Source organism: Mucilaginibacter sp. OAE612 (assembly GCF_041806395.1).
GTDB lineage: Bacteria > Bacteroidota > Bacteroidia > Sphingobacteriales > Sphingobacteriaceae > Mucilaginibacter > Mucilaginibacter rubeus.
The window spans coordinates 157,850-178,512 of the sequence record NZ_JBGMUW010000001.1; the positions used below are offsets into that span (position 1 = coordinate 157,850).

Genomic DNA, 20,663 nt, shown 5'->3' on the forward strand with positions numbered 1-20,663 from the left:
ATTAAAAAGTAATGTTTGCGCCTACGGTTACATACCTGTAAAATGGATAACGCTCGTTGCCTGCAGTGGTCCTGGTCATTTCAGGATCCCAGCCATCATGAATTTTGCTGTATTCCCACAGGTCGCTTCCCGAAATGTAGAACCTTAAACGGCTGATAGCTTTGGTGCGCTCTGTTAACGATTTTGGTAAGGTATAACCGATAACAAGGTTTTTCAGGCGTACATAAGCGCCGTTTTCAACAGACCAGCTCGAAATCTGGTAGTTGTAACCATTGATTCCATTGCTATGCAGGTTAGGGTAATAGGCATTTGTATTTTCAGGGGTCCAGGTTTTACCAACCCATTGGGTGGTTTGCGCCTGATAAACGGCGGCAAAAGGTACGCGCCAGTTATTTGCACTACCATTGGCCCTGAAGATTGTCCGTTTACCTACCCCTTGAAAAATGCTTGTGAAATCAAAACCTTTCCATTGCAGGCTTAATGTCAACCCAAAAGTATAGCGCGGAATGTCGCTGCCTAAATAAACAAGGTCGCCCATGTCTTTTGCCGATGTACCTGTAGTAAGTTTACCATCGCCGTTAGCATCAACAAAATAATTATCTCCCGGACGTAAGCCTGAGTTTTGACCCGGCAGGTTGGTTAAAGGGGTAGCTACAGGGATGCCAATAGTATTGATCACACCGCCGGGGGCATAATAAGTGGAGTTATAGGTATCAACCTGTGCCTGTGTCTGGAAACGGCCTCCGTATTTAAGGCCGAAATATGATCCAAGCGGATACCCCTCAACAGTAGCGTTATAACCTGCACCTAATGCCGGAACGCCGTTAAAATATACCAATTTGTTTTGGCTGTTGGTAATATTACCCGAAATACTGTAAGTTACCTGCCCAACGTGGTCTCTCCAGGTTAATTGCCCTTCCCATCCCCAGGTTTTCAGGTCGCCGTTATTTGACTGGGGAGCACCGATACCCAAAACGGCCGGATAGGTAACACTCACCAGCATGTTTTTATTCTGATTACGGAACACTTCAAAAGTTCCGTTTAAGCGGCCGTTTAGCAAACCGAAATCAATACCAATGTTCCGTTTAATAACAGTTTCCCAGGTCCTGTTAAGCGAAACCAGGTTTCCGGTGGTGGTAGTGGCGGTTGCGAGCGCTGAACCTAAAAGGGTATTGCTATTGCCGACATTAAGCGATTGCAGGTAATCATAAAGGCCGATGCCACCCTGGCTGCCCGACGTAGCGTAAGAGGCCCGTAGCTTTAACTCGCTAAAAATATTTGTTTTCTTGATGAAGCTTTCTTCGCCTAAGCGCCAGCCGCCCATGAGGCTGTAAAATGGTTTCCAGCGTTTATCTGCAATAAATTTTGAAGAACCATCATACCGGCCGGTTCCTTCAAACAGATATTTGCCTTTATATGCGTAGGTAGCTCTTGCAAAGTATGAACCCAGGGCGTAGTGGTTGCGCTGTTCGTCGTTGGTTACAAAACCGGCCAACGAACTGCTCAGGCCCAAATTTAAAGAAGGCACATCATCGCTGCCCAAATTGTAGGTACGGGTGTTAAACATGTCATACTCATCCCTTTCGTAGGAGCTGCCGATCATTAACGATACATCATGTACACGGTTGAAAGTATTGGCATAGGTAACACGTCCTATCAGGTTATAATATTTATCGTTGATATTAGCACGGAAATAGTTTTGGCTCCCTCCCGAAGTACCACCTGCCGGCGCGGTAGTCCCGGTCAGGTATTTATCATCGTATGAATAAAGGCGAACTGTTTTGGTTTGCACACGGTCATCCTGCCACCAAACGTTATATCCCGCTGTTCCGGTAAAGGTAAGGTGCTTCATGAAATTATAGGTAAGCGTTGAGTTTAACAGTGCCCGGCTGTTGTTTTCCAGGTTGTCGCCCCCATCTCTTAATAGTCCCGCGGGGCTTGTTACACCTCCCCACTGGTATGGCCGGCCAGATTGCGTGAACATAGGCAAACCGATCTGAAATCCGTTTCCAAGCGCACTGTAACTTCCGGAAGTGTACATGGTTGGCTGCTGGATGTTGTTTTGCTCAAGCGAAATATTGGTTTCCAGTTGCACTTTATCGCTGAATCTGTAGCTGTTATTAAGTCTGAGGTTATAGCGTTGATTACCGTTATTGCCTATCCGGAGCTGGCTGCCGTCATTTAAATACCCTAACGAAACACGATAGGTGTTTTTTTCTGTTCCGCCTGATACCGAAAAATTGTGTTGTGTTGAAGTAGCCCTTCCCCATATGTACTGTTGTAGTGATACATCGATAAAGTCGAGTTCCTTTACATCGAGGAATGCCGGTACAGGCAAGCCGTTATAAAACGAATTTGCAGTGATACCTCCGGTGGTGTTTCCGGGAATCTGCGATGCCAGTACCACCGTGCCTTTATTGGCCAGCGCGAAGTTGGCCAGTTGGTACCAAAGGTCGGTTGTTGGCGCTACTCCATAATTATCATTTGTTCGGGCCTGAAGCAGGCCATTTGCCCACTGATCAATGTTGGTCATCTTGGGCTGAAGGCCTAACAATTTCTGAGACACAGAAGGGTCATACTGGATCACCATTTTACCCGCTTTACCTTTTTTGGTAGTGATCAGTACAACACCATAAGCAGCGCGTGCACCATATATCGAAGCCGAGCCATCCTTCAAAACTGAGATATTGTCGATATCATTTGGATTAATAGAGTTTAGCTCGTTGTTATTGTTAAGGGCAACCCCATCCAAAATGACCAAGGGATCCTGTCCGTTGACGGAGGTTGCACCGCGGATCTGGAAGTTCCAGTTTTCGCGACCCGGTTGCGCCGAGCTCCTGGTTACCACCATGCCCGGAACCTGGCCCTGTAAATTGGCAATAGGGTTATTGGTTGGCCCGCGATCTTCAAAAACTTTTGAGCTCACCGTGGCAATAGCGCCTACCACCGACGGTTTCTTTTGTGTACCGTAAGCAACTACTACAACCTCTTCCAGATCGCTTCTTTTGCCTGATAACTGAATGTTAATAACAGGGTCATCGCCAACAGTTACTTTACGCGTGTTATAACCCAAAAAAGCGAAAGATAACTTTGCTCCGGGATTAACGGTTAATTTGTACTTGCCGTTTACATCAGTTTGAACGCCATTGGTAGTGCCAATAACCTGCACAGTTACACCAGGCAGGGGTTCCCTGGAGGTTGAATCTGTGACAGTACCGCTGATTTGGCGGCTTTGCGCCGCAGCATGATAGCCCATGCCTACCAGCAGCAAAAAAACTAAAAGGCACCTTGCCGAATACTTTTTTTGGTAAAAAAAACTCATAGTTCTTAAATTTTAGGTTTATGACTTAGTGTAATGATCGGCGCTATCCGCTCAATCACCATAAAGACACACGCAGGATTTTATTATACTCATTAATGAATGAGATTCTTTTTTTGGCAGGGAGCTTTACAGAATTTAAGGGGGGGAGGATTGCAAGAGGGGTGGTGATTTAGGATTGGTTATTGCCCGGAAATTTGGTTATGCAATAAATTGGGGGGCTATAAAGCATAACACCCAATATAGTTTAATACCAGGTGGGAAAATGGCGACATTTTTTGATTATGCCAGTGCGACAACAGTTTTTTTTAATAATTTGGATAGAAACTGGCCTGCTGAGATGACTGTATTGCTGGTAATGATATTACTGTTGATGTTCTTGGTAAATGGGCAGAGTTTATATGGAAATCAGACCTTCAAAACAATCACTAATATTTGAGATATGAATACTAAAGTCATCCTTGGATACCTACTAATATGCGTTTGCTTCTTGTCTTCGTGCCAACGTAAGCCAACTGCCAGTCGAGATGTTACGTCATCACCAACAGAGATTAATGCTGATTCATTAATGAGGCTATCTTTGGTCGAAAACAATAAATATCTAACATTCGACACTTTAAAGTTCCTTATCCCAGAGGACTTGAATATAGATTTAAGCCATGTGTACAGTGGGATATATGAAATAAAGGGAAATTCCTTTAAAAGACACAAGAGTCTTATCTTTAATAACCATGCTTTTCTTACCACATGTGAAGACTTAGGGAAAGGTATCAGGGCTTATCTTTACGTGTTTGATATACGTAGCAAATCACTCATTAAAGACTCCACGTTTAAGAGAAAATTTTTATACAGTTCAGCTGGTATTTTCATTGTTGATCGCAAAACCAATAGGATCTTCTCGGTAGATAAGCCGGAGTGGTATGATGCCAAGGAAGAAAATATTATACCTGCTTCGATATCATACATTCGGGGGGATTACTTTGAAAATCTAAAAAATGTTTATAAAGTGGGCGATGAAATTCCGACCGATACTTCGTTGGTATCATTTTTTAATGAATCAATGGCTGCGAGTAGTAAAGATGTTTTGCTGCTTCCCAATGATTGGTGGAAACCCAACAAATAAAAGATATGCTGAGTTTATGAAAAACCTAACCCTTTTATTATAATACTAAGCATGGCTCAACCTTGCACCGGCGATACAAAGTGACAAGATCTTGGCAGTGTTCAATTTTTTAAAAAGCAGCTGTTCAACTTTTGGAAATGCTATTTTGTAATAGCTTGATTATCAACAATAGTTTGTTCAAAACACGATTTGATGTATTTTAAACCAAATGTAAGTTGTTGATTATTAGCACTATTTTTTTGGCGAAAAATACAAAGTGTTCACACTTTTAAAAATTGAACACCTGTGAAATGGGTAATCATCCTTATGTTTTCGAGCGCTCAATACAGGCCGTTAATACTTGTTCAAGCACCGGCCGTGAAACCGGTTTGCTAAAAAAGCCGGTGACAAAATCATAGCTGAGTGCCCGCTCCTTGTCGGTTGGGTCAATTGACGACGAAAATACATAGAGCAGTGGTTTAACCGGCAGTATGGATTGCAGATCCACAAAACCTTCAAGGAAATCCCAGCCATCAAACCTGGGCATTCTAATGTCCAGAAAAATAACATCCGGGCAGTCCGCCGGGTTGTCTATCAATGATTTTAACGCATCTTCACCATCGTAACTATGTGATACGGGGTTAAAATCTTCAATTCCTGCAATAAGCTTATCCAGTATAATATGGTCAAGTTTACTGTCATCTATAAAGAGTAATCGGAACATAATTGGTAATTATGATATTGTTGCATAAGTTAAGATATATTATCCGCTTTTAAAAAAAATGGATAGTATTACTACGCTCAATCTGCAGTTAGGGAAAGTTATTGTAGTATTGATTAATTTATTTATAAATTATCTATGGGGCTATTTTTGAAAGTAATAGCTAAAAGGGCACGTATTTCGCTTTTGCGCATACATACCCTTTTTAGTTTTAATGAACCAGGAATATCATCGGTACCGGAGAAGCAAGCTTATAATTTGGTTAAAGCTATAACGTAGCGCTTTTTTCAACAATTACATTCCTTGCGCGCATATAAGTGGTTCCGGTAGGACCGGGTGATCCTGACGACCCTTCCATTTGGTAATCAATAATGATATTCAGGTTTTTCCCAACAAAGTTAGCGCCGGTTTGGGTGCTTTTTAAAGAACCATCTATCCAGTATTCGATGGATACGTCGGTCGCATTCGTCTTGGTCATATAAACCGAATAAGTGTGCCAGTTTCCGGGGCTGGAAATAGTTGTACCCACACTCGACCAGCCTCCGCTTGCATTTTTGTAGGTATTTGTCCAGCAGGTTGCACTTCCTTTAAATTCCATAAAATCGCTTTCTGGTGGCCATGAGTCAGCTCCTGTAACCCAAAAGGCAGGCCATGTGCCAGTTTGTGATTCGCACTGAAATTCACCTTTAAAATGCCACTTAGGCCAGGAGTCGGTTACTACAGGTACGGTCTTGGCATAAACCGTCCCGGAATAATAATGGATCGGTAAATATGGATCTTTATTGCTGTTGCCAACGCTGCCGCTGGGCGCACTGGTTAGTGTAAGCACACCTCCGGAAACTGAAATATTTTGAGAGCGCATACGGGCAGATCCATTATGATCAGATCCCCAGGGATACAGGTCATTCCAATAAGTGCTGTACGAGCTAAAGGAGGTAGAAGGAATAACATTTACCCATGATACCGTATTGGTTGCAAGATGACTGGCTGAAGTATTTGCGGCGGAGTTGGCGGTAGCTGCATTATCTTTTCTACATGCAAAAAACGATGTAATCACAATAAATGCAATTAAAACAAAAGTTAAATTTTTCATAATAAAGATTTTTTAGGTTAATAGGTGTGCTTCTCTCGATAGTTAATGAGAGTACTGGTTAATTGGTGACACAAATTAACATACTTAAAATCCCATGGATAGGGGGCAAAACTGGAATTTATGGGGGTTATTATATATTAATATTATAATATAACGATACGATAAAGCGATTGGAGAGAGTGCCCCGAAATGCCCGGAAATGAAAAAGGTTGCTTTCGGGATGAAAACAACCTTTCAGAGCTTACTGTCGCCGGTTATTTCCAGATAGATTTCAACCCGGAAATGCTGATATTATTAATGGCTAATTTTCCGGTGGTTTTAACTGCAAGGTTGTTGAAATCTTCGGTTGGGAAATAGATTGCAGTCATGGTGGTTAAGCCTCCGTCGGCAAATAACTCTACTGATGATTTGTCGACTACTAAAATGAGATCTGAATTTTTAGCAGCGCTTTGCCGCGGTGCGGTAAAACGGCCGGAGAAATTCTTTTGGAAATCCATTTTTCCGGCTTTGGTACGATCTATATAGTATTCATCTTTGGCAGGGTCGTAACCAATAAGCAGTTCTTCACCTTTAGTGTTTGATAGCCTGATGCTATAATCTTTTAAGGTAGCAAAACTCAATTTTAAAACGTACCGGCTTTTGAGCTTATTAATTTTTGAACCAAGATCAAGAAGAGACCTGTTAAACACGGGCTGCTTTAACGAAATTGTTTTTTCTTCAATGTTTTTTAGTTCAGCCACAGGTTTGGATACCAGTAAAATTTGGCCTTTGCTTTGTTTCAGGCTAAGCTCACGTGGAATGGTTACGGCATTACGCCAGGCCTTTGTGGGCACCTGATTAGCATATTGCCAGTTACTCATCCACCCTAAAAATATTTTACGGCTGCCGGTATTGCTCCAGGTAATGCCTGCATATTCGTCGGGACCGTAGTCAAGCCACCTGGTATTTGAATCAAGCGGGCTAAACTTATTCCCATCAAAATTTCCTACAAAATATTGCGTTGCTGAACCGCCGTTAGGCCCGCCGGGGTTAAGGTTTACGATCAGGATCCAGTAGGTTTTTCCGTTCATTTTTAGTGGGAACAGATCAGGGCATTCCCATACGCCACCGTGTGCACCTGCCTTGATGCCGAACTCGCTTTCTTTTTTCCAGTTTTTCAGGTCAGGGGCCGAATAGAAGGAGATATGATCTTGCGTTGCAAGGGTCATTACCCATTTTTTCTCCGGGGCATACCACATCACTTTGGGGTCGCGGAAATCCCGGACTCCGGGGTTTTTCAAAACCGGGTTGCCGCTGTATTTAGTCCATGTGCTGCCGCCATCCAGGCTATAGGCAAGGCTTTGGTTTTGAAATTTATCGGTACCCTCTTTTTCTCCTTTAGGGTCATGATGGGTGAATATGGCCACCAGGGGTATTTTGCCATTTTTACCAAAACCGGTTGTATTATTGGAATCGACAACAGCACTACCAGAAAAGATATAACCAAGGCCATCCGGATACAATGCGATAGGTAACTGTTTCCAGTGGATTAGGTCTTTACTTTCCGCATGCCCCCAGTGCATTGGTCCCCATACAATGTCTTTAGGATAATACTGGAAAAATAAATGATAAGTATGGTTATAATAAACCATACCGTTTGGATCATTCATCCAATGTTGGGCTGGTGAAAAGTGTGCCTGGGGACGATGTTCATCCGCATAAGGTTTTGGGGAGGAATCCTGGGCCTTACAAATATAATTTAAGGCAATAAGGAGGGGCAATATAAATGCGCCGCATTTTGTTTTCATAATTTAAGCTTTTAATAGGTTATATATTTGGCAGGGTATGCAAAAACTTACGGTACTTCTGGTATAAAAAAGGGAATCCCGGCCTAATAATTCAGGCCAGGTTTCCGTTGGTTAATTATAGTTTAATAGCCAGGGTTTTGTTTATATAAACCGTTGGTGAACGTAATCTCCGATTGCGGAATCGGGAGGTATTCATCTCTTCCAGCGGTAAATTTAGCCGTTGCTAAAAATGGCCTCCTAACTTTTTCTACATTAATGTAGTCGTTTAAAGTTTTTTCTGCAATCCCCCATCTAACTAAATCAAAGAAACGTACCCCTTCGGTAGCAAATTCCAATCGCCTTTCCCATTGTAAAGCCTTGCGGGCATAGTCCTGTGTCCAGTTTGCCGGGCCATAGGGTTTTATATTGTAGGATGAAGGGAAAGTTCCATCCAGCTTTTTAAGTCGCCCTGTACTGGCTGCTGCCCTGTTTCTTATTTGATTAATTAATGGCAGTGCACTTGCCTGTTGCCCTAACTCAATATAAGCTTCGGCCTGCATTAATAAAACGTCATCATACCTGATGATATCATAATTTTTTGCCGAGCCCATAAATGGTCCCAGTTTAAAATAAGATGCGCTTGTAGCTAACTGCTGGTTACGCATGGTATGAAAGTTGCCATAAACTCCCGGGTCGCGCACCCAGCTATTGCTGAATGGTTTGGTGTTATCATATTTGTACGGATGCCCGTCTATACCAACAGTATGGTCTAACCTGGTGTCGACAGTAACTTTCGACAGATCGGCTATGCTGTTATTGAACGTATCAAAGTTAGGTAAACCATTGGCATCAGTTGTATAGGCATTAACTAAATTCTGACTTGCAGCATGGAACCCGCAACAGCCGTATTGAGGTGCCCCGTGCGGATAGTTTAAGCCGTCTTCAAAATTTAAACGCCCGGCGGTAGTACCATCATTGATAGTAAATTGTATGGCGAATACTGATTCGGGCCCGTTCTCTGTTTCGGGTAAAAAGTTATCAGCAATATCCGGGCTTAGCGAGTATTTGCCAGATGCTATCACCGCTTGTGTAAGCGTAACAACTTCCTGTAGCCTTGTTTTATTGATATTGATTACATGGTGTTTATCATCCTGCTCATAGGCCTGGTACAATCTTAATTTAGCTAAATAAGCCTGTGCATTTACTTTATTGGCCCTCGCTAATTCAGGTTGTTTAGCCGGCAAATTATCAACTGCATATTGAAAATCATCGGCAATTTTATTCCATGAATCTTCGTTTGATAAAGTGTTTGAAACCTTCAGAATGTCGGCAGGAGTTGCGGTTTCATCAAAAATAGGGATGTTTTTGTATAGCAATTTCATGGTAAAATAGCTATGTGCCCGCAAAAACCTCAATTCGGCCAAACGGATCTTTTTGTTTGGGAATTCAGCATCCGAAAGGGAGTTAACTGCCCTAATTGCCACATTTGCCCTTGAGATAGATTTAAACAAATTTTTCCAGGTGCGTGACACAAACGAATCCATCGAGGGCGTTACCAGGTTGTAATGTTCCAAAGCGTCAACTTCGCCAACATCGCCTGTACCGCCGCCGCCCTTATAAGCGTCATCTGAACGGACGCTGCCATAAGCCCAGTCGCTGTATATAGGCCCTATCATATCACCGTTTCCAATAGCTGCATAGGCCGCGGTTACCAAACCTTCAACGGCGGCCGGTGATTTTAAATCTGAAGGAGATAATACACCCTTTGGAGTATAATCTAATGCTTTTTTACAGGAACTAAAAATTATTAGCCCCGATAAAATAGTTGTTACTAATATTTTCGATTTCATATTGAATGATTTTTTTCGTTAAAATGATGCATTGACGCCAAAGCTGAAGATCCGTGGAATTGGGATAGGGTTGAGGTCAATCCGCTCAGGATCGGGGCTCAGGTACTTGCTGCTTTTTACAGTAAAGATGTTTTCGGCCATGGCAAACACCCTTAACCTGGTAAATACAGCTTTAGGTAAAATGGTATATCCAAGTTGAAGGTTCCTTAATTTGAAATAAGAGGTGTTTACAATGAAGTAATCGGAAGTACGGCCTTCGTTGTTATTGTCTTTTAACGTTAATGCTGGTACATTGGTGTTGGTATGCTGCGGTGTCCAGCCATCAAATACGCCGGGGCCAACGTTTTCGCGGCTGTGCATCAAATTGTTAAACAGGGTATATACGTCAAACCCCTTTCGGCCGGCAACACCTGATCCGAATATGGAGAGGTCGAATTTTTTATAGGTGAGATCAATTCTTGCGCCGTACTCTAAAGCCGGTAAAGTAGTACCTATCCATGTTTGATCGTTGGCATCAATTTTTCCATCGTGATTGATGTCTACATAGCGGATCCTGCCAGGACCGGCGCCGATTTGCGTTGGGGCAGCATCAACTTCGGCCTGTGATTGGAAAAGTCCATTGGTTTTGTAACCAAATATATCAAACTGTGAATGCCCTATGATGGTATTGTCTATATTGCCCGGGTAAGCTGGTCTAACGTTCTCCGGTAAATCGGTGATCTTATCCCTGAAATGAGAGAAGTTTAAAGTCACATTGTAATTAAAATCTCCTGACCGTTGGCCGTGGTACGTTACTAAAAACTCCCAGCCTCTATTGGTTTTTGATGCACCGTTAACGGTTTTAGATTGTCCTTCGCCCAGTGCGGATGCAACCGGAGGAGTAATCAGGATGCCGGTGGTTTTCCGGGTAAAATAATCGAATGAACCCGAGATTTTGCCGTTTAATATAGCAAAGTCCAACCCCGTGTTTAGTTCGTCGGTTGTTTCCCATTTAAGAGCAGGGTTTGCTGCCTGGGTCTGAACGAAGCCTGATGGCAGCGCTCCTGTATTGGCGCCGGATAATGAATATGCGGTACCAACGTTCATATATTGTTCCCAAAAGCCTGGCGTAAGTTGGTTTTGGGTGGTGCCGTATCGTGTGTTATAAAGCAAGTAACGTGACAGGTCGCCAATTTCCTGGTTACCTACCCGGCCTACGCCGGCCCTTAATTTAAGCTCAGAGAATATACTGCTGTTTTTCAGGAAGTTTTCCTGGTCTATTTTCCAGCCGATTGAGGCGGAAGGGAAAATACCATATTGGTTGTTGGTACCGAACCTTGATGAACCGTCGCGCCGAACGGTAGCCGACACTAAATATTTGCCTGCATAATTGTAATCAAAACGACCGAATTGCGAAAATAGGCTATTACCTATTGACCTGCCGGTAACAATGGTATTTCCTGTGCCGGCGTCCAACGTAAAATAATCTTCTGTTTGGATGGTATATCCCTGTTTTAAGGTTGTTTGAAAATCAGTAAAGGTTTTAATATACTCTGTACCAACTAATATTTTAAAATGATGCTTGCTATTCAAATCATAGCTGTACCTCAAGGTGTTAGAAAGCGTGGTGCTCAGGTAATGATTCTGATCAAAGAACAGGCTGTTGGTGGTGCGGTTTAATGCACCTTCCGAAAAAGTTGGCGTAATCACCTTGCTCAGGTAGTCTGCATTATCGGCGCCATAATTTGACCGGAAGTATAAATTCTTAATGGGTTGTACCTCTAAAAATACGTTACCAAAAGTGTTTAACCTGTTGGCGTTATTCCATTTTGCCAGGTCCTGCATGTGCAGTGGGTTGTTTCTGTCAGAGTAGCCAGCCCCTGATTCGCCGGCGTAGGTTACACCATCTTTTTGATACACCGGGATGGTTGGTGCCAACGTAACCGCCAGGAATGGAGTAGTAGCGCCACCCAGGTCCGTTGTGGTAAGGGTTTCGTTTGAGTTGGTGATTTTTATATTGACGCCGAAGGTAACTTTGCCATCAAAAGGCCGCGTTATGGCATTAATGCTACCGGTGGTACGTCCGTATTTGGTAAAGCGCACAAGGCCGGTGTTTTTGATGTTTCCAAAATTTATTTGGATAGAAGAGTTTTTATTACCTACCGAAGCCGTAAAATCATTATTGTAGACAAAAGCTGTTTTATATAATACGCTTTGCCAGTCGGTATCGCCGGCGGGAGTGTTGGGGTCGCCGCCTACAAACGGTTTAGGCGTAACGCTGTTTAAAACAGGGTTACTGAAATTATTATTCCAATCAAAGTTATAGATCTCTCCATAACCCGCGGCGGGGTCCTGCCCGTCGTTAACTGAAGCTTGCCACAAGGCCCTACCTCTGTCTACCGAGTTCAGCATTTTAAACCGTAACGATTTTTCGGACTGGATTGAAGTACTGTTATTGAACTGGAACTGTACCTTACCCTCGGTGTTGCCGCCGTTTTTTGTGGTAACGATGACAACGCCGTTAGACGCGCGTGAACCATAAATTGATTCGGATGAGGCATCTTTTAATACCTGAACTGATGCAATATTTGAAGGCGACAGGTTTTGAAATACCTCTGGCCTGGTGGTAGGGATCCCATCAATAATATACAGCGGGTTATTGTTGCCCAAAGTATTGGCCCCCCTAATCAGGATCCTGCTGGTTGCACCATTGGCCGAGCCATCTTTTTCAATATATAAACCCGCAACCCGGCCCTGTAATGCCTGCATGGTATTTCCCGAACTATTGTTTTTTACCGGCGCTAAATCAACAACCGCAACCGCGCCTGTTAAATCTTTCTTTCTTTCAGAAGTGTAACCGGTTACAACTACTTCATTCAGCTTGTTTTCCGCGTCTTTAAATACTACGTCAAGTGTTTTGGTATCCGCAGTGATAGTAACCAGTATTGGTTTGGCACCTACATAAGAAAACCGCACCGACTGACCGTTTTTTACGGCGATACTGAACTTTCCGTTTGCATCTGATAGTGTTGATTTTTGGGTTTCAACAACCACTATAGTAACTCCGTCTATAGGTTTCGAGGAGTTATCTAACACAGTCCCGGTAATGGTACGGGATTGCGCATATCCTTCACTTATGAGCAGTATAAGGAAAGAACAAATAAGTAATAATTTTCTCATTGATTTTTGTTTAAGAGTAATTGGTTTGATTAAAACATCTTGTTTATAAAGTCTTGGTATTCTTTGATTTTATAATCCGGACAACCTCCTTTCTTTGTTGCAATAAAACCGCCCATCGCTATTGCATTTTTTAATAAAATTTCTGGTGATTCGCCACGGTAATGGTTGGCTATGAATGCCGCTAAAAAGGAATCGCCGCTGCCTATGGTATCCCTTACTTTCACCTCACGCCCGGCAATGTGATAGGCTTTATCTTCTTTATAATAAGAAGCGCCGAATTCGCCTTTGGTAACTATGATCTCAGGGACGTTAAAATGATCCTGGATAAATTTGATCTGTTCCGATTCCTTCCAGAATGAACCTCTGAACAGGCCCTGCACCATCTCAAGCTCGGCCTGGTTAAATTTTACGATGTTGGCTTTGTGCAGCAGATCGGCCAGCAGGTCACGGCTTATAAAGGGCGGCCTCAAATTAATGTCGAATACTTTGATAGCATCGCTTTCCAGCAGCTCAAACAAGGTGTTGCGCGATACGTTGTTCCTTGACGCAAGGCTACCGAAAACGAAATAGGTTGAAGGCCTGATCTGTGTTTTGATGTGCTCGCTGTCATTAATAAAATCCCAGGCTACAGGAAAAATAATCTCGTAGGATACCTCGTTGCCATTATTCATTTTGGCTATCACCTGGCTGGTTGGGTGTTCGGTATCTGTTTGCAGCAGGTGTTTTTTTATGCCCCAGTTATCGAGCAGGTTTTCAAGTTTCTGGCCATCGGCATCATTACCTATTTTGCTTACCAGGCTGGCAGGCATGCCCAGTTTATTAAGATGGTATGATACATTGAGCAATGCTCCGCCGGGTTGAGGGCCATCCGGCAAAACATCCCAAAGTATTTCGCCATAGCAAACGGCCGGTGTCAAGGTATTTGTATGTAAGTTCATCATAGCTGATCCTGATTAATGCATTACCATGTTAGTTTCAATTTGCTCCAGCGATCTGCCTTTGGTTTCGGGCATCAACCTCCACACAAAAATTAACTGGCATATCATCATGGTGCCGAAAAAGGAAAATGTTATTGTGCCGCCAAGTTTTTCGGCGAAATACGGAAAGGAGAAAGCGATCAATGCTGCCATGATCCAATGGGTTGAACTGCCTAATGTTTGGCCCTTTGCACGTACCTGGTTTGGAAAGATCTCCGAAATAAATACCCAGATAACGGCACCCTGCGAGAACGCAAAGAATGCAATGAACAGCATCATATAAGCGGGAACGGCAAAGCCACTCATGTGCCCCGAGTAAAAGGTATAGGCTACCAGGAACAGGGAAATGATAAGGCCAACCGAGCCAATAAGCATCAGGATCCGGCGGCCTACTTTATCAATAATATTAATAGCAGCAAGGGTGAACACAAAGTTGATTGCCCCAAGGCCCACTGTTGACAATAACGATGAATGGGCTCCAAGGCCTGCCATTTCAAATATGCGGGGTGCATAATAAATAATAGCATTGATACCCGAAACCTGGTTGAAAAAGGCGAACAGCACAGCTAATATTATAGGTGTTTTATATTGACCCGAGAAGAGGTTGCCGCCGGAAGCAGTATCATTTAAAGTTGAGTGTTTGATAGATGCCAGCTCCTGTTCACAGTTAAGCGGATTAATGATCCGTAAGATCCCGAGGGCCTTTTCCATTTCGCCCTTTTTAAGAATAAGCCAGCGCGGGCTTTCAGGTATAAAGTAGATCAGTATTAAAAACAGAGCCGAAGGGAAAGCCTGTACGCCAAGCATCCATCGCCATGAAGTTTCGCCAACCTGGCTGATAAGGTAGTTGGACAGATATGATATCAGAATGCCCAGCACCACGTTAAACTGAAACAGGCCCACCAGCCTGCCCCGGCGGTCAGCAGGTGAAACTTCTGAAATATAGATAGGTGCTGTAACTGATGAGATACCAACACCAAGACCGCCCAGTAACCTGAAAACCAGAAATACATACCAGCTATCGGCCAGTGCAGTGCCCAATGATGATAGTAAATACGCCGCAGCTACAAAGTAAAGCGTGTTTTTACGGCCAAACAGATCTGAAGGCCGGGCTCCTAACAATGACCCGATGACTGTTCCTATTAGTGCGATAGAAATCGTGAACCCATGCTCCACTACGGATAGGTGCCAGAATTGCTGGATAGATTTTTCAGCGCCCGATATTACAGCGGTATCAAACCCGAAAAGGAAGCCACCAAGGGCCACGACCATGGACCAGGCCAGGACGGAGTGTTTTCTCATAATAATTATAAAAGGTGTTATATTGGATTTATTGAGGCCAAAGTAGGGTAATGGGCCATGTGAGGGTTATTGATTTTGTATCAATAAAGTATAAAAATCAATCTTGTTTTATCTTGTTGGTTTTCAGTTAGATAAAATAAAAAATGCGAAATTTGAAATTGAAATATTCGTTTATGTTACCTGTTACTTTCAATTTGGTTACATCACTCCGGTTGTGAGGTAGGTTGCCCGGCCCTATAAATTTGTTTTTCAGGAACGTTTATAGATATCTTTACTTTGTTTAATCCTAAAAGGGAAAAAATAAACCAATAATTAACCCTGTTTTATTACCTTTTTCTTCCAAATAATCTGAGCTTATGACCTTGCTTAATAAGTGGCATGCAAAAAACATACGGACCGGTATCCTACTGATCGGTTTTATGATGCTTATTGCTGCCGGTTGTAAGCGGGCTGATAAAACATCACAGTATACGATAGGGTTTTCGCAATGTATTGGTTCTGATCTCTGGCGTCGCACGATGCTTGATGAAATGAGGATGGAACTTTCATTACACCCCGACGCCCAGTTTATTTATGCCGATGCGGACGGTAACAGCAGCAAGCAGGTTGAACAGGTGAAAAAAATGCTGGATGATGGTGTCGATTTGCTGATCATATCACCCAATGAAGCGCAGCCCCTCACCGGGATAGTGGAACAAACGTACAATAAAGGTATCCCGGTAATTGTGATCGACCGTAAAACATCATCAGCTTTATATACAGCTTATGTTGGTGCGGATAATTACCAGATAGGTAAAATGGCGGGTGAATATGCAGGTGCTCTTTTAAAGGGAAGGGGGAATGTTGTAGAAGTTATGGGGCTGCCCGGCTCGTCTCCGGCTATTGAAAGGGACCGCGGCTTTTCTGACGGGTTAAGGAAATACACTGATATTAATATAACCGACAGGATATATGGCGATTGGTTAAAGGATAGCGCTAAAAAGCAATTGACCAGGATTGCACCTGTTATAAAAAATGCAGATGTAATATTTGCACATAACGACGTAATGGCCCTCGGAACGAGAGAGGTGCTTGACAAATTTAAAATTCATAGCATCAAAGTGTTAGGTGTTGACGCCTTGCCCGGGCATGGAGGTGGCCTGCAAATGGTTGCTTCAAAAACTATCAATGCCAGTATGCTATATCCTACCGGGGGTAAAGAAGCAATTATGACCGCTTTCAGGATCCTGAATAAAGAGTCGTTTGCCAGGGAAAACCTGCTACAGTCGGTTGTTATTGACTCTGCCAATGTACAGCTAATGAAAATGCAATGGAGCAAGATCAGCAGTCAGCAGAAAGATATTGAAAGACAACGATCATTATTGACCGAGCAGCGTGAGGTGTACAACAGCCAGCAATTGGTTTTAAACGTAATTGTAATGTCGCTGGTGTTAGCTATCGTTTTTGGCGGTCTTGCGTTTTACTGGCTCATGGAAAACCGGAAGATCAACAAAAGCCTGGAGGTTAAAAATAATGAAATTCTGCAGCAGCGTAACCAGTTGATCGAGATGTCGGCAAAGGCTGAAGTAGCTACGGAGGCTAAATTGCAATTTTTCACTAATATTTCTCACGAATTCCGTACGCCGCTCACGCTTATCCTCTCGCCAGTAGAAGATATGATGAGTAATGAAAAGTTAAACCTGGTTGCAGGGAAAAGTCTGAAACTGATCCATAAAAATGTATACCGTTTGCTGCGCCTGGTTAACCAATTAATCGAGTACCGTAAAATAGAATATGATAAACAACAGATCAATGTATCACCCAATAATATTGTTGAATTTGCCAGGGAGATCATCACCAGCTTTCAGGAAAATGCCCAGAAGCGTAACATCAGTCTGAGCCTGGTAAGCGATGAGCAACAGATAATTGTTTGGTATGATGTTAACCTGTTAGATAAGGTGTTTTTTAACATCATAGCTAACGCGCTGAAATTTACCAACGACAATGGCCGTATCCAGGTTAGTTTCAAAAATAGAGATGACAATTCTGTTGATATTGCCATCCAGGATAACGGGATCGGTATGGAGCCGCAGGACACTACCCATGTATTTGAGCAGTTTTACCAGGCGGAAAACAGCTCTTCAGGAGGATCTGGATTAGGGCTCGCGCTGTCAAAAGAAATTGTGTCCCTGCATCATGGCAGTATAGAAGTTAGGAGTAAAAAATGGGAAGGAACTACTTTTACCATTAACCTGCTGTTGGGAAATAGTCATTTTGACCAAACTGCACAGGAGCACGCTAATGCAAAACAAACAGGTATTGAAGAGCGGGCAAAAATTTATGTTACAGACCTGGCAGCACCTGTTACATTAACGGATGAAGGGCAAATATTCGGCACGCCCAGGGAGCAATCCATATTGATCATCGAAGACAATAAAGACCTGCTGAGCTACCTGAGTGAAAAACTGGGAGTTACTTATGAGATATTTACAGCGGATAATGGCACAAGCGGATTAAATGAAACCTTTGAGCGTGTCCCGGACCTGATCATATCTGATGTGGTATTACCGGGGATGTCTGGCAAAACTTTAACAGTAAAACTGAAAACTGATGTCCGTACTTCGCACATTCCTGTAATTCTTTTAACGGCACAAGGCAGTGTTGAACAACAGATAGATGGGATTACCTGCATGGCCGATGCCTACATTGTTAAGCCGTTTAACTTTGATTATTTACTCGCTACCGTGAAGAATTTGATCAAAAGCCGGGCAACACTCAAAGAACATTTTACCAGTGATGTAAGTAAATCAACTGTGCCTGTCTCAAAAGCCCTCGACAAAAAATTCCTGAATGATTTTGCCGGTATTGTAGAACAGAATTTAGCGAATGAAAACTTTAGCGTTGATGAAATATGTAAACTGATAGGGGTTTCAAGGATCCAGCTTTACCGAAAGGTTAAAGCGTTGCTTGGCTGCAGCATCTCCGATTACATATTAAACCGCCGGCTAAAAAAAGCGAAATATTTGTTAATGAATGAAGGGTATCCGATATCTGAAATAACCTATATGGTGGGTTTCTCTACACCAAATTATTTCTCCACGGTTTTTAAAGCAAAATATGGCTGTACGCCAAGCGAGTACAAACGCAAGCAACAGCATTCATAAGTTTTATTTTCTGATAATTAACGAAGGAATAAACGTTAGCTATTGTATAACAAAGTAACATCGCATGCACGGTGCTTAAAACTTTTTTTGCCAATCCCTGTTATTCCTGCATCGAAACAGCCTGTTGAGTTTTCAATGATTGGATAAGATGTATAAACCACACATCTAAATAAAACCGGATATTCACTGACAGGGCAAAAGAAGATAGCTTTTCATGAAAAACAACTTATTACCTGACCTCTTCACCTTAACTGCCATTTTTGAGGGAATGGAAGATGCGGTATTGAGCCACGATCTTGACTATATTATTTTAAATTGTAATCCGGCTGCTGAAAAAATGTTTGGCTGCCCGGCCCCGGTGTTTTTAGGGCAGAACATCCTTACCCTGATCCCCGAAAGCGTCCGTCAGGAACAACTGGCTATTCTTGAACGTGTATGGTCAGGTGAAAGAATAAATCACTTATATACTGTCCGCAGCAGTAAGCTACAGATTGATTTTCCGGTATCACTTACTATTTCGCCAATAAGGGATGAACAGGGGGAAGTAATTGGAGCATCTCACATTATGCGTGATGTGACCCACGAAAAAGAGACAGAAGAGAAGCGAGGCATGCTGGCTGCAATTGTTGAAAATTCTGATGATGCCATTATTAGCAAAACCCTTAACGGGATTATCACTACCTGGAACGGTGGTGCCGAAAAGATATTTGGTTACCAGGAAAGAGAGACTATCGGTAAACATATATCTATTCTTATTCCTCGCGACAGGCTTTCCGAAGAAGATGTTATCATTGAAAACATCAGGAACGGTAATAAAGTTGATCATTTCCAAACAGTTAGGCTGCACAAAAATGGAAGCGCCATTGATATATCCCTTACAGTTTCACCGGTAAAGGACCGACATGGAACTATTATTGGTGCATCAAAGATTGCCAGGGATATTACAGCCGCAAAGAAAGCCGAAACGGCCATCCGACACCAGGCGGCAAAACTGAAGATCCTGAATACTATAGGGAAAGCCATTTCAGAGAAACTTGATACCGAATCTATCCTGCAAAAAGTAACGGATGCCACTACACAGATTACCGGTGCCGCTTTTGGCGCATTTTTTTATAATACCATCAATCAGGACGGCGAAGCCTATATGTTGTACTCTTTGTCGGGCGCGCCAAAAGAGGCATTTGAAAATTTCGGAGTGCCTCGGAATACGGCAGTTTTCCATCGCACATTTAGCGGGGAAGGCGTACTAAGGGTAGATGATATAACGAAAGATCCCAGGTATGGACAAAATGCACCGCATTTTGGAATGCCCGAGGGGCATCTGCCGGTAGTAAGCTACCTGGCCGTGCCGGTTATAAGCAGTTCAGGCAATGTTATTGGTGGCTTATTCTTTGGCCACCCGGAAGCCGGTGTTTTCTTGCAAGAGCATGAAGACTTTGTGGTTAGCCTGGCTTCTCAGGCGGCAGTGGCACTCGATAATTCCAGGCTGTTTACGGAAGTAAAAGAGCTGAGCCAAAAAAAAGATGAATTTATTGCTTTGGCCTCCCATGAATTGAAAACGCCCCTCACTTCTATGAGCGGTTTTTTACAACTGCTGGAACGAAAAGTAATTGATGTAAACAGGCCATTTGTTGCGAAGGCTATAACCCAGTTAAAAAAACTGAATGCCCTGATCAATGATTTGTTTGATATCTCAAAAATACAATCCGGAAAATTGCAGTTTTATTTTGAAGAATTTGATTTTACAGCGCTTATCAAAGAAAACCTTGAAGCTATTCGGGAAGCCTATACATCACATGAAATTTATTTTGACGAAAACGCAGAAATGATTTTAGAAGGGGATAAAATGAGGCTGGAGCAGGTATTGACCAACCTGGTCACCAACGCGATCAAATATTCGCCGGAATCTGATAAAATCGAAGTATCAGTAAAAAAGTCAGAAACGGAAGTCCAGGTATCTGTTAAAGATTACGGTATGGGCATCAATGAGGAAAATATCAGCCACATATTCAGCCAGTTTTATCGTGCAAAAGATGTAAACAGGAGCATAACTGGCCTGGGCTTAGGGTTATACATTACCAAAGAGATCATTGAACGGCATGGGGGCCGCATTTGGGTAGAAAGTGAACCTCGGAAGGGATCGACTTTTTCCTTCGTGTTACCGCTAAAGAAACGAAATAGTATTAATGGCGGCCTCCATAAAAACGGAGAAGAAAGGTTTTGAAATTATA

At 42.8% G+C, this 20,663-nt stretch carries 11 protein-coding genes; 3 read left to right on the top strand and 8 right to left on the bottom strand.

Features of this window, described 5'->3' with window-relative positions:
• Nucleotide 1 precedes the first annotated feature (1 nt).
• Nucleotides 2-3,322, bottom strand: coding sequence for a SusC/RagA family TonB-linked outer membrane protein (locus tag ABID99_RS00630; protein ID WP_373612559.1), 3,321 nt, complete (start codon nucleotides 3,320-3,322; stop codon nucleotides 2-4).
• Nucleotides 3,323-3,761: 439 nt separating this feature from the next.
• Between ABID99_RS00630 and ABID99_RS00635 the strand changes: the two genes are divergently transcribed.
• Entirely contained in the window at nucleotides 3,762-4,442 is a 681-nt protein-coding gene (locus ABID99_RS00635; RefSeq protein ID WP_373612560.1) for a hypothetical protein, read from the top strand.
• A gap of 304 nt (nucleotides 4,443-4,746) precedes the next feature.
• Here ABID99_RS00635 and ABID99_RS00640 read toward each other — a convergent pair whose 3' ends face one another.
• The 7 genes from ABID99_RS00640 to ABID99_RS00670 all read right to left on the bottom strand — a co-directional run bounded on the left by ABID99_RS00640 (nucleotide 4,747) and on the right by ABID99_RS00670 (nucleotide 15,289).
• Nucleotides 4,747-5,145, bottom strand: coding sequence for a response regulator (locus ABID99_RS00640; protein WP_373612561.1), 399 nt, complete (start codon nucleotides 5,143-5,145; stop codon nucleotides 4,747-4,749).
• A gap of 265 nt (nucleotides 5,146-5,410) precedes the next feature.
• On the bottom strand, nucleotides 5,411-6,235 hold the full coding sequence (locus tag ABID99_RS00645; protein WP_373612562.1) for a family 16 glycosylhydrolase: 825 nt from the start codon (nucleotides 6,233-6,235) through the stop codon (nucleotides 5,411-5,413).
• Nucleotides 6,236-6,489: 254 nt separating this feature from the next.
• Nucleotides 6,490-8,022: a glycoside hydrolase family 32 protein gene (locus ABID99_RS00650; protein WP_373612563.1), complete on the bottom strand. Its 1,533-nt coding sequence runs from the start codon at nucleotides 8,020-8,022 to the stop codon at nucleotides 6,490-6,492.
• A gap of 122 nt (nucleotides 8,023-8,144) precedes the next feature.
• On the bottom strand, nucleotides 8,145-9,851 hold the full coding sequence (locus tag ABID99_RS00655; RefSeq protein ID WP_373612564.1) for a RagB/SusD family nutrient uptake outer membrane protein: 1,707 nt from the start codon (nucleotides 9,849-9,851) through the stop codon (nucleotides 8,145-8,147).
• An 18-nt stretch (nucleotides 9,852-9,869) separates the two neighbouring features.
• Nucleotides 9,870-13,010, bottom strand: coding sequence for a SusC/RagA family TonB-linked outer membrane protein (locus ABID99_RS00660; RefSeq protein ID WP_188833461.1), 3,141 nt, complete (start codon nucleotides 13,008-13,010; stop codon nucleotides 9,870-9,872).
• A 29-nt stretch (nucleotides 13,011-13,039) separates the two neighbouring features.
• Nucleotides 13,040-13,951: a carbohydrate kinase gene (locus ABID99_RS00665; RefSeq protein WP_090529578.1), complete on the bottom strand. Its 912-nt coding sequence runs from the start codon at nucleotides 13,949-13,951 to the stop codon at nucleotides 13,040-13,042.
• Nucleotides 13,952-13,963: 12 nt separating this feature from the next.
• Nucleotides 13,964-15,289 (bottom strand): sugar porter family MFS transporter, encoded by a 1,326-nt coding sequence (locus tag ABID99_RS00670; RefSeq protein ID WP_188833460.1) that lies wholly within the window; start codon nucleotides 15,287-15,289, stop codon nucleotides 13,964-13,966.
• Between the two features lie 419 nt (nucleotides 15,290-15,708).
• Between ABID99_RS00670 and ABID99_RS00675 the strand changes: the two genes are divergently transcribed.
• Together ABID99_RS00675 and ABID99_RS00680 are read left to right on the top strand one after the other, a co-directional pair.
• Nucleotides 15,709-18,432, top strand: a complete 2,724-nt coding sequence (locus ABID99_RS00675) for a substrate-binding domain-containing protein (protein ID WP_373612565.1) — start codon at nucleotides 15,709-15,711, stop codon at nucleotides 18,430-18,432.
• A gap of 214 nt (nucleotides 18,433-18,646) precedes the next feature.
• Nucleotides 18,647-20,656 carry a PAS domain S-box protein gene (locus ABID99_RS00680; protein ID WP_373612566.1) on the top strand — a complete coding sequence of 670 codons (2,010 nt, stop codon included), beginning with the start codon at nucleotides 18,647-18,649 and terminating at the stop codon, nucleotides 20,654-20,656.
• The last annotated feature ends 7 nt before the right edge of the window (nucleotides 20,657-20,663 follow it).